The 14,638-nt window shown below is 42.1% G+C and carries 12 protein-coding genes and 12 tRNA genes; 1 reads left to right on the forward strand and 23 read right to left on the reverse strand.

What is annotated here, in order from left to right; all coding sequences use genetic code 11:
* Positions 1 to 46: 46 nt before the first annotated feature.
* Entirely contained in the window at positions 47 to 1,075 is a 1,029-nt protein-coding gene (locus tag QNM16_RS22555) for a GGDEF domain-containing protein (protein ID WP_237139572.1), read from the reverse strand.
* Positions 1,076 to 1,425: 350 nt separating this feature from the next.
* Here QNM16_RS22555 and QNM16_RS22560 point away from each other — a divergent pair, with 350 nt between their 5' ends.
* A complete protein-coding gene (locus QNM16_RS22560) occupies positions 1,426 to 1,974 on the forward strand; it encodes a hypothetical protein (RefSeq protein ID WP_284022519.1) in 549 nt (182 codons plus the stop codon).
* Here the strand turns inward: QNM16_RS22560 and QNM16_RS22565 are convergent.
* From QNM16_RS22565 to ruvA, 22 genes are all read right to left on the reverse strand, one after another.
* Positions 1,924 to 4,503, reverse strand: coding sequence for a protein kinase domain-containing protein (locus QNM16_RS22565; RefSeq protein WP_284022520.1), 2,580 nt, complete (start codon positions 4,501 to 4,503; stop codon positions 1,924 to 1,926). The genes QNM16_RS22560 and QNM16_RS22565 overlap by 51 nt on opposite strands.
* Positions 4,504 to 4,837: 334 nt before the next feature.
* Positions 4,838 to 4,927, reverse strand: a tRNA-Ser gene (locus QNM16_RS22570).
* A 99-nt stretch (positions 4,928 to 5,026) separates the two neighbouring features.
* Positions 5,027 to 6,070: a quinolinate synthase NadA gene (gene nadA, locus QNM16_RS22575; protein WP_046356080.1), complete on the reverse strand. Its 1,044-nt coding sequence runs from the start codon at positions 6,068 to 6,070 to the stop codon at positions 5,027 to 5,029.
* A gap of 122 nt (positions 6,071 to 6,192) precedes the next feature.
* Positions 6,193 to 6,268 (reverse strand) — tRNA-Lys (locus QNM16_RS22580).
* A 25-nt stretch (positions 6,269 to 6,293) separates the two neighbouring features.
* Positions 6,294 to 6,369 (reverse strand) — tRNA-Lys (locus QNM16_RS22585).
* A 23-nt stretch (positions 6,370 to 6,392) separates the two neighbouring features.
* Positions 6,393 to 6,468 (reverse strand) — tRNA-Lys (locus tag QNM16_RS22590).
* A 27-nt stretch (positions 6,469 to 6,495) separates the two neighbouring features.
* Positions 6,496 to 6,571, reverse strand: a tRNA-Lys gene (locus QNM16_RS22595).
* Positions 6,572 to 6,596: 25 nt separating this feature from the next.
* Positions 6,597 to 6,672: transfer RNA gene (locus QNM16_RS22600), tRNA-Lys, on the reverse strand.
* A gap of 22 nt (positions 6,673 to 6,694) precedes the next feature.
* Positions 6,695 to 6,770 (reverse strand) — tRNA-Lys (locus tag QNM16_RS22605).
* A 25-nt stretch (positions 6,771 to 6,795) separates the two neighbouring features.
* Positions 6,796 to 6,871: transfer RNA gene (locus QNM16_RS22610), tRNA-Lys, on the reverse strand.
* 24 nt (positions 6,872 to 6,895) lie between these two features.
* Positions 6,896 to 6,971 (reverse strand) — tRNA-Lys (locus QNM16_RS22615).
* A gap of 27 nt (positions 6,972 to 6,998) precedes the next feature.
* A tRNA-Lys gene (locus tag QNM16_RS22620) sits at positions 6,999 to 7,074 on the reverse strand.
* 22 nt (positions 7,075 to 7,096) lie between these two features.
* Positions 7,097 to 7,172 (reverse strand) — tRNA-Lys (locus tag QNM16_RS22625).
* A 24-nt stretch (positions 7,173 to 7,196) separates the two neighbouring features.
* Positions 7,197 to 7,272 (reverse strand) — tRNA-Lys (locus tag QNM16_RS22630).
* Positions 7,273 to 7,423: 151 nt separating this feature from the next.
* Entirely contained in the window at positions 7,424 to 8,179 is a 756-nt protein-coding gene (gene ybgF, locus QNM16_RS22635; protein WP_046356432.1) for a tol-pal system protein YbgF, read from the reverse strand.
* A 17-nt stretch (positions 8,180 to 8,196) separates the two neighbouring features.
* Positions 8,197 to 8,730 (reverse strand): peptidoglycan-associated lipoprotein Pal, encoded by a 534-nt coding sequence (gene pal / locus QNM16_RS22640; protein ID WP_284022521.1) that lies wholly within the window; start codon positions 8,728 to 8,730, stop codon positions 8,197 to 8,199.
* Between the two features lie 41 nt (positions 8,731 to 8,771).
* Complete coding sequence (gene tolB, locus QNM16_RS22645; protein WP_417710509.1) at positions 8,772 to 10,130, reverse strand: Tol-Pal system beta propeller repeat protein TolB; 1,359 nt, start codon at positions 10,128 to 10,130, stop codon at positions 8,772 to 8,774.
* A gap of 9 nt (positions 10,131 to 10,139) precedes the next feature.
* The gene (gene tolA, locus QNM16_RS22650) at positions 10,140 to 11,078 is read right to left on the reverse strand and encodes a cell envelope integrity protein TolA (protein ID WP_237139407.1); all 939 of its coding nucleotides are present in this window, start codon (positions 11,076 to 11,078) and stop codon (positions 10,140 to 10,142) included.
* Complete coding sequence (gene tolR / locus QNM16_RS22655) at positions 11,078 to 11,506, reverse strand: protein TolR (RefSeq protein ID WP_284022522.1); 429 nt, start codon at positions 11,504 to 11,506, stop codon at positions 11,078 to 11,080. Before tolR ends, tolA begins: the two co-directional genes overlap by 1 nt.
* Positions 11,493 to 12,197: a protein TolQ gene (tolQ, locus tag QNM16_RS22660; protein WP_039607801.1), complete on the reverse strand. Its 705-nt coding sequence runs from the start codon at positions 12,195 to 12,197 to the stop codon at positions 11,493 to 11,495. Before tolQ ends, tolR begins: the two co-directional genes overlap by 14 nt.
* Positions 12,198 to 13,016: 819 nt before the next feature.
* Positions 13,017 to 14,018, reverse strand: coding sequence for a Holliday junction branch migration DNA helicase RuvB (gene ruvB / locus QNM16_RS22665; protein WP_046356427.1), 1,002 nt, complete (start codon positions 14,016 to 14,018; stop codon positions 13,017 to 13,019).
* Between the two features lie 2 nt (positions 14,019 to 14,020).
* Complete coding sequence (gene ruvA, locus QNM16_RS22670; RefSeq protein WP_284022523.1) at positions 14,021 to 14,638, reverse strand: Holliday junction branch migration protein RuvA; 618 nt, start codon at positions 14,636 to 14,638, stop codon at positions 14,021 to 14,023.

A 14,638-nucleotide genomic window follows, 5' to 3' on the forward strand; every position in this document is an offset into this window, starting at 1 on the left:
CGTTTACAAGGCTTAGTTTCAGTACTCCTCAGTAGTTAACCAATTACTAAAACAAGTCTATATCACTGCTTTCTATGTGATCCTTTATTTGCTTGCGAGAAATAAGGTCCTCATAAAATCCGACCTGATCTCGCCCATGCTCTTTGGCAAAATAAAGTGCTTTATCCGCGTTTTCTAACACATTAATGGGAAAGTCATAAGGGCTAATGCGCGCAAGACCAACACTCACAGTTAACTTTTTGATAAAAGGAAAAGATGTTTGTCTCACAAGCTCTAAAAACGAGTTCATACGTTGCTTAATCGATTCATAATCTGCGGGTTCAAATACAATGACAAACTCTTCGCCGCCAAATCGAAACAACAAATCTGTGCTTCGAAAGAAATCCTGCATCCGCTGCGCCAATATCAACAATACCTCGTCGCCACAAACATGGCCGTAGGTATCGTTAACACTTTTGAAGTGATCAATATCCAACATAGCAAGCCAAGACGTTGCACCTTGATGTAAAGTCCGCAAGTCAGACCCATCTCGAATGGCACGGTTTTGCTCTAACATTTGCTTTTCAAGAAGCTGCTTTAGCTTTTTATCGAACGTTTGACGATTCAGTAGCCCTGTCAGCTTGTCACGCTCATTCTCACGCAATATCGTCAGATAGTTTTCATAGATACGAATAAAAGCATTCAGCATTACTTGCTGTGCACTATCCAAACCCTGACATTGCACTTCTATTGCGCCAACAGGTTTATCATGGATCACGATAGGTAGCCAACGCCTTTCTGCGCCCGCCGCGTCTTGCATAGTGATACTACATGCTGACTGCAAACAAGAACTCAGCTCTGCGTGAGGGTTGTCTAAAATCACCCTATCTAACCATTCATACTCTCCGACATCATGCACCATTAGCGCAAGACTGCGCTCCACAGTACATGGCCCATGCCCTTGAATAGTTTTGAACACTGAAATACGCTGACAATTTATAAACTCCTGTATTGTCGACAACAAACTATATTCCAATGAATCGATATCACGTGTTTTCGTTATTTTTATAACCGAATTTAATAGTTCTTCTTGCATCGCTTGCCTGTTCTATCTGTTCAGTTATATACCTTCATGATTTTCTTGCGTGAAGGTGTACTCGTACTAGACCCACCACAATTAAGTATTGGTCAGAAAGTGAGGAACAGCAATGTCACCAAGCAAATTACTCTAAATTACTCATCAAAATAATCCCCCCAGTACTACTTTCCCCGCTCAAGACAAGGTCATCTAGTGGCCCATTCGAATACATGGTCTATATGAACGCTAAAGCAAGCGGGCCCGTGTAATAGCATGTAATAAAGTATTCTTCTATTCTCATATTTACCCAAAGGGCAAGTAAATACTTGCATATGGCTCGACTTAAATAAATATAAAGGACATTACAAATGAACGATGTGATAAACGAGCTCAACCTAGAGCTGAAAAATAGTGATGAAGCCCAGTATTCGGGTTCTATTTTTGACTTCAGCGCGCAATTCAATCCGCAGAAAAGTGCAGACCAAGCAGTGATCACATTCGACCCTTCAACACCACAAAATGAAGCAATCAACTACGCCAATAACCCGTTTGAAGTAAAACTAAATGAAGATCAGTACCAATATGGCATTGCAGTGAACTTTTTGTATAAATTAGTTGATGATACAGCAAAAAATTACATCATTAGTGCAGCCAATATTAAACAGCTAGATCATGTAGAAAGTTTCAGTACAAGTATTCTCAACAACAGCACAAGTGGATTCAGCAAAAGTGTACTTAAGCTAGCCGTGATAGTACCAAAAGACCTCACATTAGATATCAAAACAGAGCTAAAATTCGATATCGTATTAGCTGACAGGGTATCAAGCACTCAACTTAACCCTAATTTGCCAACAGACACTGCAAACTTAATCATTGACCCGATACTCATCATTGGTCGCCCTATTCCGCCCAAATAGGCACAAATCCTCATGTGATGATTTAAATTGCGGGTACTTGCATAGTGGCGTAAACCAAGGCAAGTTAAACCAATTAGATGAATATCCACCTTTTATCGTCTCATGATAGTGGAGTAGCGCAGAGTGATGATCACCTGTGAGTGTAAAAATCACCGTTGCTCCATACGCGTATTCTATTTTGTCTGAGGTGAGCTTTATTACTTTATATAAATACTGTAGAGCATCGCTGTAGCGCTCTAGATGAGCCATTGCCTGGCCTGCAGCAATTAATTCATTGATAGACATATCTTCGCGCACACCATTGATTATCTGGTTGTATTGCTCTACAGCTAACTCGTTTTGCTCACCCAGTAATAACAAATCTGCATAGTTAAGTCTCATCGCAAGGTTTTCAGGACTTAGCTCCGTCGCTTGCTTTGCAGCAGACAATGCCATTTCAATTTCCCCAGAGTACAAATAAGCGAGAGAAAGGTTATTATAATCCTCAGAGCTTTTACTATTTTCTAAAACTGCTAGGTAACCTGCGGCGGCAGCCTGCCAGTGTCCATCAAACATATTAATATTTGCAATAAGCCGATGTGCCCTCGTAAAATCAGGGAATGTCTGAACAACTTCATGTAACAATGATTTAGATTCAATAACTTGACCATTATTAAGATACATGACGGCCAAATTATATTTATTGTTTAAATCAGGTTTGAGTAACACAGACTTCAAATACATCTCTATTGCTTTATCTATTTGATGTCGTCTATAGAAATAATAACCTTTTAGCTGATAACTCGATGCTGTCTCACCATAGACAGACAAACGGCGAAATAAATCGTCCGCGAGTTCTTGCTGCTGACTTTCAATTGCCAGCACAATCCTGTCAACCAGATAAGGCTTAGATGATTTGTAGCGCTTTGGTGCTGTGTCGAGTAGCACTGCTAACCTATCAATGTACTGCTGCTCTCTATCAATATGATAGCGCTCCAGCAATAAATCTCTTACAAGGCTATACAGTGGTAAATAGTTAGGGTCCTGCTCAATCAAATCAAGCGCACGAGACAAGTTGGAATGAGAAAGATCTCCTTTGATATTAACTTCATGATAAACAGTGAGGTATTCCTCAAAGAAGGCCGTCTCTGTAGAGATAACGCTTTGCCTTTCATCCTGCTGAGGCTGGCCAAGTAATTTAGTTGCAAACCGTTCATAGATTGAGTGAATAACAAAGTAATTATCTTTGCTCGTTTGCGTATTCAGTTCTCCCAAAACTAATTGGCTATCTCCACTGAGTAAGGAAAGGCGAACATTGCACTGAGTATGTTCGCACTTAACTTCAGGAAGAAATACCGCTGTCGCGCCGGTTGCCTTTGCCAAATCACCTACATCCTTGATATCACTATACTCTTTATGATTAATCAACTCCGCATTAGTCGCAGTTATAATGACTTGTCGAATTGCGCTATCAATTGTAGCGTGCAACAAATTAGCGCCAACTCTCTCACTATGGTCGCTAACTGTTATTTGCGGCTCAAGCACCAAGGCATAATGAAGCTCGCTTTTTGGCTTTAAAAAAGACCACCCTAAATACACAATTAAGCACAACACACTCAACACAAAACCACTATAAACATATTTTACTCGTATTGGCATCTTGAGCTCATGCCCCGGTTCTTGTGTAGTTGACAATATCGCCGTATCGTCCGCATCGGTTACTTCGAGTAACGCCAACGTTCTGCCAAGCACCGAGCACACTTCTCTCGCTGATGGACGTGACTCAGGCGATTTAGACAACATATTGCGTAGTAATTGAGTAAATTCAACGGGGGTATCAGGCGTTAAACTGCTAGGTTCAATAAACGCGGTGTGTTTGATGCACTCAGCCAGTTCAGAGCCTTTCGTTGTACCAAAAGGGTGGCAGCCAAAGAGAAACTCAAAGCAAAGCACGCCAAAAGAAAATACGTCCGTCGACTGTTCAACGGGCCTTCCTTCAAGTTGCTCTGGTGACATCGTACTTATACTGCCGAAACTCGCACCTAAGGGCTGATCTGATTTGTTGCTCTGTATCGAGTTTGCAATGCCAAAGTCAGACAGTTTTACCTCTGAGGTGTTGGAAATAAGGATATTGCTCGCTTTAATATCACAGTGAATAAGCCCTTGCTGGTGAATATAGCAAAGACCATTGGCTACCTTTTCCAACAACGCGAACTTATCAGCTACGGTTAGTAGCTTTTGCTTCATGTACTTAGCTAATGTTTGACCAGGTACGTATTCCAGTACCAGTAATAGTTCTGAGCCAACTTCAAGAATATCGTACAATTGAACAACATTTGGGTGATTAGCTTTGGCCATTAAACGCGCTTCGTAAAGCGCTCGCTCTCTCATTTTGAGGTCGTCTGATTGATTGCTTAACTTAATTCTTTTAACTGCAACTTGTCTATTTAGGCGAGTGTCATTGGCAAGAAACACATCTCCCATCCCACCCGATGCAATGTGCTTGATTGGCGCTAAGTATGTATCAGAAAAGCATTCTTCACTGCGCATGTATTCTACCTGCCTTGGCTCAAAACTATATGAGAACGTCTAATATTCTACCCTAACAATGAATTTAATAGTAAACATTGTAGACAAAAGGTCAGTTTTTTAACCTAGAGGTACAGTTGCATAAAATCAAAAAACAAACAACGCATGCTTTTAAAGTCTATTTTTACAATGAATCTATACAGTAGGTATCAAAAAGATTTTCTAACTTAGAAAATTGTATAAAAATCAAAACCACAGAAAGATACTAAGTGTTCAAAAGGAGTTGATTGACTAGGTTACAATTATGAAAAAATATAAGAAAGGGGAATTAATTTTTACTTTTTAGGTAAAGAAATGGCGGAGAGGGAGGGATTCGAACCCTCGATAGGGGTTAACCTATACACGAGTTCCAGTCGTGCGCCTTCAGCCACTCAGCCACCTCTCCGCACTGAAAGCGGGCGTAATACTATGAAAACCCCCGCCTTTTAGCAAGTATTTTTTTTGTAATCTGTGTTAACTGCACAGATTACAAACAAACTTGTTATTAACGCTTTAAACTCGCTGAGAAATCAAGCATACGATTAAGTGAGCGTAATGCACCTTCACGTAGCTCCATATCAACAAATACTTCTTTGCCTTCAGGGTTGATAAGTGCTTCTTCAATCGCCTGTAAGCCATTCATTGCCATCCACGGGCAATGTGCACAACTACGACATGTTGCACCTTCACCTGCTGTTGGCGCTTCGAAGAACTCTTTCTCAGGGCAAAGCTGCTGCATCTTGTAAAAGATACCGCGATCGGTCGCCACGATAAACTTTTTGTTATCCATATCCTGCGCAGCTTTAATAAGTTGGCTAGTTGAGCCCACTGCATCAGCTAAGTCAACAATTTCAGCTGGCGACTCAGGGTGAACAAGCACTGCCGCATCTGGGTGAAGCGCTTTCATGTCTTTCAGCGCTTGCGTCTTGAATTCATCATGGACGATACAAGCACCGTTCCACATGATCATATCAGCGCCAGTTTTCTTCTGAATGTAAGAGCCTAAGTGCTTATCAGGGCCCCAAATAATGGTTTCCCCTTCAGAATCCAAATGCTCCACGATTTCAAGAGCACATGAAGATGTGACAATCCAATCTGCGCGCGCCTTTACCGCGGTAGACGTGTTTGCATATACAACAACCTTTCTTTCAGGGTGCTGATCACAAAACTTAGAAAACTCGTCTATTGGACAACCCACATCTAATGAGCAAGTTGCTGCCAATGTTGGCATCACAACGGTTTTCTCCGGCGTTAAGATTTTCGCTGTTTCACCCATGAAACGAACACCGGCGACGATAATAATATCTGCATCTTCTTGCTTAGCACCAAAACGTGCCATTTCTAATGAATCTGCAACACAACCCCCTGTTTCCTCTGCAAGCGCTTGGATCACAGGATCTGTGTAATAATGGGCAACCAATACCGCGTTTTTCTCTTTTAACAATGACTTGATACGAGCTTTATACTGCTCTTTCTCTTCGTCATTTAACGGTGCTGGCTTTGGAGGAAATATATAATCCTCAGGCATGATTTGTTCTGCTAGACTCATTCTCTCGACCACATAGTCCACATTGCATAATTGCCGCGAATTATACGAAAAATACGGAGATAATCCTAGTAATAGACGATATTCACAAAGAATATTTAAGAATAAATGAATCGAAAAGATAATGGTGGGTCATGATGGACTCGAACCATCGACCAATGGATTAAAAGTCCACTGCTCTACCAACTGAGCTAATGACCCGCTCGAGGAGATTTTAAATCTTGAATGGTGGGTCATGATGGACTCGAACCATCGACCAATGGATTAAAAGTCCACTGCTCTACCAACTGAGCTAATGACCCGCTCGGGAAGTTTTAGACTTGAATGGTGGGTCATGATGGACTCGAACCATCGACCAATGGATTAAAAGTCCACTGCTCTACCAACTGAGCTAATGACCCGCTCAAGAAATTTTTTTAGCTTAATAATGGTGGGTCATGATGGACTCGAACCATCGACCAATGGATTAAAAGTCCACTGCTCTACCAACTGAGCTAATGACCCGCTCGGGAAATTGTTTAAGCTTAAATGGTGGGTCATGATGGACTCGAACCATCGACCAATGGATTAAAAGTCCACTGCTCTACCAACTGAGCTAATGACCCGCTCGGGAAATTTTAAGCTTAATGGTGGGTCATGATGGACTCGAACCATCGACCAATGGATTAAAAGTCCACTGCTCTACCAACTGAGCTAATGACCCGCTCTGATATCCAGGGTTAAGCTAATGGTGGGTCATGATGGACTCGAACCATCGACCAATGGATTAAAAGTCCACTGCTCTACCAACTGAGCTAATGACCCGCTCTGGATATGGATGTGCTTAAATGGTGGGTCATGATGGACTCGAACCATCGACCAATGGATTAAAAGTCCACTGCTCTACCAACTGAGCTAATGACCCGCTCGGGGATATGAATAACACTTAAAATGGTGGGTCATGATGGACTCGAACCATCGACCAATGGATTAAAAGTCCACTGCTCTACCAACTGAGCTAATGACCCGCTCGGGATATTTTAAGCTTAATGGTGGGTCATGATGGACTCGAACCATCGACCAATGGATTAAAAGTCCACTGCTCTACCAACTGAGCTAATGACCCGCTCATATCAAAATTAAGCAAAAGTGGTGGGTCATGATGGACTCGAACCATCGACCAATGGATTAAAAGTCCACTGCTCTACCAACTGAGCTAATGACCCACTCATTACAGCAAGATGTTTATAACGTATCGCCTGCTGCGGGCGCTTATAATACTTATTTAAAATTCTAGTGCAACTGAATTACGCTGTTTTTTTTAAATTTTATGCCTAAGCGCCTATTTTTACACCACAGTGTTCACAAAGCAGCTTATTACAGCTTAGATAAACGCTCTGTTGCCAATTTTGCAGCAGTGGTGCTTGGGTATTCTTTTATCAACGCATTAAACAATTGTGTCGCTTTTGCCTTGTCTCCAGCATTTGCAGCCAATGTGCCAAGCTTCAACATCGCATCAGGACGCTTGTTTGAGTCAGGGAACTGCTCAACAACAATGGTAAAGTGCTTAATCGCTTCGGCAGGCTTGCTTTTTATAGATTGTAGCTGGCCTAACCAATAATGCGCATTCGGAATATATACTGACTCTGGGAATTGTTGCAAAAAGCTTTGAAACTCAGGAATTGCCGCATCATAGCGCTTATCCTTCATGATCAGGGCAACCGCGCGATCATAAGCTTCATTCTCAGAGAGGTTAGAGCTCACCGCTTGTTCACCGACAGTAGGAATAGCCGTCGCAGCAATGTCAGATTTGGTTTGCTCATAAACTTGGCTAACGCGGTTTTCAATTTCTTGATAAAGCTCACGTTGGCGCTGCAATACTTTTTCCAGTTTATAGCTTTGCTCGTCGGTAAATCCACGAACTTGGCTGACTTCGTCTTGCAATTGCTGCAACTGTAATTGTAGGTCTGCCTGCACTCGATTTCGATTTGTCATCATTTTTTCAAGTTCGGCAACGCGCTGTTCAAGCGACTTTTGATTATTTGCAGCATCATAAACAGTAGCGGGAGCTGCCAAAACCTGGGAGCTCCCGCTAAGAAAGATGATGGCTGCCAAAATAGTTTTCGGCTTCATAACATCTCTTGTCTAAATTAGTATACCAATACCGCGCGACGGTTCTTAGCAAAAGCTTCTTCTGTGCGCGACTTAACCATTGGCTTTTCTTCACCATAACTCACTACAGAGATTTGGCTTTCAGAAACACCTAGGCTCTCAAGGTATTTAGCAACTGACTTACCACGGCTTTCACCTAGTGCGATGTTGTACTCAGGTGTACCACGCTCATCCGCGTGACCTTCAACAAGTACTTTTACACTTGGGTTTTTCACTAGGAAGTCTGCGTGTGCTTGTAGTAACTCAACATATTCGCTACGTACTGTAGAGCGGTCAAAATCGAAGTATACGATTTGCTCTTGACGCAAAGCTTCATACTTCTCTTGAAGTTTCTCTTCAGCAGTCTTTTGACGATCGATAGTATTTACATCTACCTTGTCATTGCTGTTTGAAGAAGCATTTGTCTGCTGGCTATCACCACCATCAACATTACCAGATGATGAGCTACATGCAGCTAAAGTCATTACAGGCAACGCTACCAATAAAGCCTTTAAAGTTTTGTTAAGTTGCATCGAGTATATTCCTATATCTTTATAAGTCTAACCAGTAAATATTACTGTAAAAACGGCGACCAGGCCGGTGCCTTCACTTGCCCGTCAAGTACTGGCAATCTCGCTTTAAAGCGACCGTCCATCGACACCAGGGCCAAAACCTGCTTATTATTATGCAGGGTACTGTAAATAATCATAGAGCCGTTCGGCGCAATACTCGGTGATTCATCGAGTCTCGTACGAGTTAACACCTGAAACAGCCCTGAATCAAATTCTTTCTTTGCTATATGGTACTGACCTAAAGTGCGATTTACCATTACTAATTGCTTACCATCTGGCGTTATTGAACCTGCTAAGTTCATATCGCCATCGAAAGTGACACGTCTAGATCTACCAGTATCTAAATTTAACTTATAAATCTGGGCATTACCACCCCTTTCAGACGTATACACAATTTCACGGCCATTTGGGTGCCAACTTGGCTCAGTATCTATACTTCTGTGCTTAGTTAAGCGCTTTTCGACGCGTGTTTCTAAGTCAATCAAGTACACCTCTGTCGCACCGCCTTTGTCTTTAGATAATACAACCAGCATTTGTGACCCATCTGGCGAGAACTGTGGTGCACCATTGATGCCAGGGTAGCTGGTTAACTTTTCACGTTTACCAGTGTATATATCTTGAACATAGACCTGAGATTGGCGGTTTTCAAAGGTAACATACGCTAATTTATTGCCATCAGGTGACCATGCAGGTGACATCAGTGGCTCTTTTGAGCGCAGTAATACTTGCTCATTAAAGCCGTCATAATCAGCAACCACAAGCTGATAAGGCTTATCTTGCTCTTCTCGCACAATCACATACGCAATTTTAGTTCTAAATGCGCCGCGCTCGCCAGTAAGGGCCTCATATACCACGTCACTTATCTGATGTGAGTAGTATCTAAATGAATCACTGTCAATCACACTCTGACGGCTTTCCAAGATATGATCTTGGCTTTTCATTAATTTGCCGTTACTCATCATACGCGTTTCGCCGCCTGTGATCTGCGCACGTAAAACATCAATCAATTCATATTTTACTAAATAGCGATTCGCTGGCTGTTGAGTAATAGTACCCACAATAATCGCTTCAACACCCAAGTTGACCCAGGCGTCATAGTCGACTTCTTCATCTGTGGTTGGCAGTTGCGGCATCTGCTCTTCAGACACCGCTTTAAACTTACCACTGCGCATCAAATCTGCTGCAACAACCGAACTAATCTCTGAAGGGGCTTCACCGTTACCTATGTATTTAAATGGCACCACCCCTAACGGGCGTGCACTGTCAACGCCTTCAGTGATGACAATTTCCAACGCCGCATGGGCAAGTGTTGTCATACCGAAAGCAAAAACCAGAACTATGTTTTTTAAATGCTTTAACATGGTTTTCCTTTAAAGATTGGGTTTAATCGTTAAATTAATATTCTTAAGTTGTTCAAACACATCTTTGTCTTTTGAAACAGGCAGTGTATCTGCCATACGAACCGCACGAAGTGCCGCTTCACACACTAACTTATCTCCACCTAACGAATTAGCTTGTGTAACCAAGCCATTGAAGCCTAAACGAATGTTCAAACGACACTGCTTACCCTTCATTTTTTCGTCTATTAATAGGTTAGACTGAATACGCTGCATGATCAGGGCTTTATATTTGTCCACTTCGCCAAGTACTTGTTGCTGCCTCACTTTCGCACGTGCAGCCTGCTCTTGTGCTAACTGCTCTTGCAAAAGCTGCTCTTGCAATGCTTTTTGACGTGCTTGCTCAGCGGCTTCTGCTTTGCGCTTCGCCTCTTCTTCTTGACGCTTACGTTGGGCTTCAGCTTGTCTTAAACGATCCTCTTCAGATTTACGTTTCTCGGCTGCCGCTTTTGCAGCTTGCTCAGCTTGTAGCCTTTCTTTTCTGGCCTTTTCTGCATCAGCGCGCTGCTTTTGCTCGACCTCACGGGCTTTTTTCGCTTGCGCTTCAGCTTTGCGTTTTTCAGCCAGCTTAGCTTGACGTTGCTGTTCAAGCTTTTTAATGCGCCTTGCTTCCGCTTCACGATCTTTGCGTGCTTGCACCGCGCGACGCTCTAAATCACGGATACGTTTTTCTTCTGCACGCTTTTGAGCATCTTCAGCTTGCTTGAGCTCTGCAATTTTGCGCTCGACTGCACGCTGGTCCACAGAAATCGCTGAAACCGCTTTTTCCTGCTCTTCTTGCATAACTGGATTTAATTGCACCTGCATTACCGTGGGCTTAGACATTTGCAAATTAGCTGAAGCAAACAACATACCCGCTAACGCGATGTGAAGCAGAAACGACTTGATAATTCCGCTTGTTAACGCATCCATTAAATATCCTCAAACGATTTAGTCATCAGGCCAACAGAAGGCACACCGGCATTTTTCAAAAAGTCCATAAGTAATAAAACTTCTTGATATGAAACTCGGCCAGAACCTTTAATCATCACTGGTGTATCCGGATTTTGTTGCAACTTTAATTTAATTACCGCCGCAACTTCAACTGCATCCATTGGCGCTTCAGGGTCGGTACCGACAGACACATAATAACGGCCTTCTGCATCGATACTGGCAATAATCGGCGGTGCATCTTTAGTCTCAACTAAATCAGACTCTTGCATTTGCGGTAAATCCACTTTTACACCATGGGTAATAAGTGGTGCTGTCGCCATAAAAATGATCAGCAACACAAGCATGACATCAATGTAGGGAACAACATTGATCTCTGCAACCGGTCTTCTTTTTTTAGGCTGATACATTGGCTTTTGTCTCCACTAATGTGGCAGCTTGACGATGCAAGATATTTGCAAACTCTTCCATAAAGTTGGCGTAGTTTACTTCAAGCTTTTCAACGTGTTTTGCGAATCGGTTATATGCCATTACCGCAGGTATCGCTGCAAATAAACCCATCGCTGTTGCAATCAGTGCCTCAGCAATACCTGGCGCGACCATTTGTAGCGTTGCTTGCTGAACATTACCCAAAGCGATAAATGCAGTCATAATACCCCAAACCGTACCGAATAGACCGATGTAAGGACTAATGGAGCCAACAGTAGCTAGAAATGACAAACTAGTTTCTAGTTTTTCTACTTCACGGGATAAAGCAACACGCATAGAACGATGCGTGCCATCTAAAATCATGTTCGCCGAGCCTGTATTATTCTTTTTATGTCTTGCAAATTCTTTGAATCCTGCAACGAACAGTGCTTCTAACCCTTTAGAACTCCCTGAGCGAGCAGTGATTTCATTGTATAATTTGCCTAAGTCCATACCTGACCAAAACTGTTGTTCAAACTTTCGAGCTTCGCTTTGCGCTTCTGCTATCACCGAACGGCGCTGGAATATAATCGCCCATGACGCGATGGACATACCAACGAGTGTCAACATAACAAGTTGAACCAACACACTGGCTTCTAAAATTAGATCGATGAAATTTAAACCCGATTCCACGTTTTAACACTCCTAATAATATTGTGTACCCGGCATGGCGCCTTTAAACAGATAGACTTCAAGCACGACAAAAGGTTCAGGTAGTTTAACCACACAAATAAGGCCTTACAACGACAAAGCTATAAAATTAGCTTAAATGTCGATAAATAACACAATGTCTAAGTTAGCAAGACTTTTATAACCCCATATGTTTGTTTCAGTATTTAAATCATTTTATTTTCCGTTTTCACCGGTTAATTAACATTTTTATTCCTAACCATCAGAGCGAGCGTAATTATTTACTCAGACTGCATAAAGTAAGGGATTTATTCACTTTGCACGAATAAATGCTCAAAACACCATTGGTAATACCAATTAACAACAAATTATCTAATATTCACATTTTGAGTATAAATAGTACAAGTCGAATTAAATCAACCAGATACAGATTCCCATATCGTCACAATTTACTAATGTAAAAAATGGTAAATAACATTCGGATTAGTTATTTTTATTTGAAAGATATAATTTTTCTAGTTTGATAATAATCCATAAGATCTCTAATATACACCCTGTACTGAGCGCACTGCTTAACGCAATGCAAAGCCAGTTACCGAGTGATAGAGTTCTGATTTACTCTGTTGCTTTTGATGAGAAACTTTTGGATAAAACCTTAACAGACTCATCAGTTCCCTGGATTACTTCCTTCAACTTGTTGTTTTCGCCCGCACATATGTGCGGGCTTTTTTTTGCCTGAAGTTTAAGTTCAGATTGAAGAATTAGTACATTAAGATAAATACCATTAAAAAAGCCATCGTGAATACGATGGCTTAATCGACGTTATTCTTTAGAAAGGTCAAAATGTAGGTATGCCCTGTCGGATACTATCCGCCCTCTCGGCGTACGTTGTATAAAGCCTTGTTGAATAAGATAAGGCTCTATTACATCCTCTATCGTCTCTTTTTCCTCACCAATTGCCGCAGCAAGGTTATCAAGACCCACAGGTCCACCTGTAAACTTCTCTATAATGGCCAGCAAGTACTTTCTGTCCATATAATCAAAACCACATTTATCGACATCAACCATATCTAATGCTTGGTTAGCAATGGTTTTATCAACGCTGCCATCTCCTTTTACATCAGCAAAATCACGGACACGGCGTAACAAACGGTTTGCGATCCTCGGCGTACCGCGTGCTCTTTTGGCAACTTCACGGGCACCTTCTTCGGTTGTTTCTAAATTTAAAAAATGTGCAGAGCGGCTGACAATTTGTGACAAGTCATCCACTGAGTAAAACTCAAGCCTTTGCACAATACCAAAACGATCTCTGAGAGGTGAAGTCAACGATCCTGCTCTGGTGGTCGCACCGACCAATGTAAATGGCGGTAAATCCAACTTAATAGAACGTGCAGCAGGCCCTTCTCCAATCATGATATCTAACTGATAGTCTTCCATTGCGGGATATAAAATCTCTTCCACTTGCGGGCTAAGACGATGGATCTCATCAATGAATAACACATCACCTTCTTCAAGATTAGTCAACATAGCAGCCAAATCACCCGCTTTTTCGAGTACAGGGCCTGATGTTGTTTTAATATTCACGCCTAGCTCATTAGCAACAATATTCGCAAGGGTTGTTTTACCTAATCCTGGCGGGCCAAAAATCAACAAGTGATCCAGCGCCTCTTCACGTGTGCGCGCAGCTTCAATGAAAATCTCCATTTGCTGCTTTACATGAGGTTGACCTGTGTAGTCACTCAGTAGCTTTGGGCGAATCGCTCTATCAATTTGTTCTTCGTTACCCTGAACTTCGGGTTCGATTAGTCTGTCAGCTTCTATCATAATTACATCATAGACCTAAGCGCTTCTTTAATAATGGTTTCAGTATCTAAACCATCGCCTTTTACTGCTTTAACTGCTTTTTGTGCCTGAGCAGCCTTATAGCCCAGGGCCAGCAGCGCCGCAATGGCATCATCAGCCGGTAAATTACCCACAGTAGGATCGTCCTGTGGCGGGATAACGGCATTATCACTAAATGGCGTAAACAAATCATGACCAAAGTCTTTTAACTTGTCTTTCATTTCTAAGACTAGACGCTCCGCAGTTTTTTTGCCCACACCTGGGATTTTCACTAATGTGGATGCATCACCATGATTTACACACTGCACAAATTGCTCAGCTGACATACCTGACAAAATAGCGAGCGCGAGTTTAGGGCCTACACCATTTGCTTTAATCAACTCTCTAAATAAAGCTCGCTCAGTTTTGTTATTAAAACCAAATAATAGCTGTGCGTCTTCACGGACAACAAAGTGTGTGAAAATAGCTGCTGGCTGACCAGCACTTGGCAGCTCGTAGAAACAAGTCATCGGCATTTGTACTTCATAGCCTACCCCATTTACATCAATGAGAATTTCTGGCGGCTGCTTTTCTAATAAAGTACCACTGAGTTTACCTATCAT

It is taken from the genome of Pseudoalteromonas umbrosa (assembly GCF_030125375.1).
GTDB lineage: Bacteria > Pseudomonadota > Gammaproteobacteria > Enterobacterales > Alteromonadaceae > Pseudoalteromonas > Pseudoalteromonas umbrosa.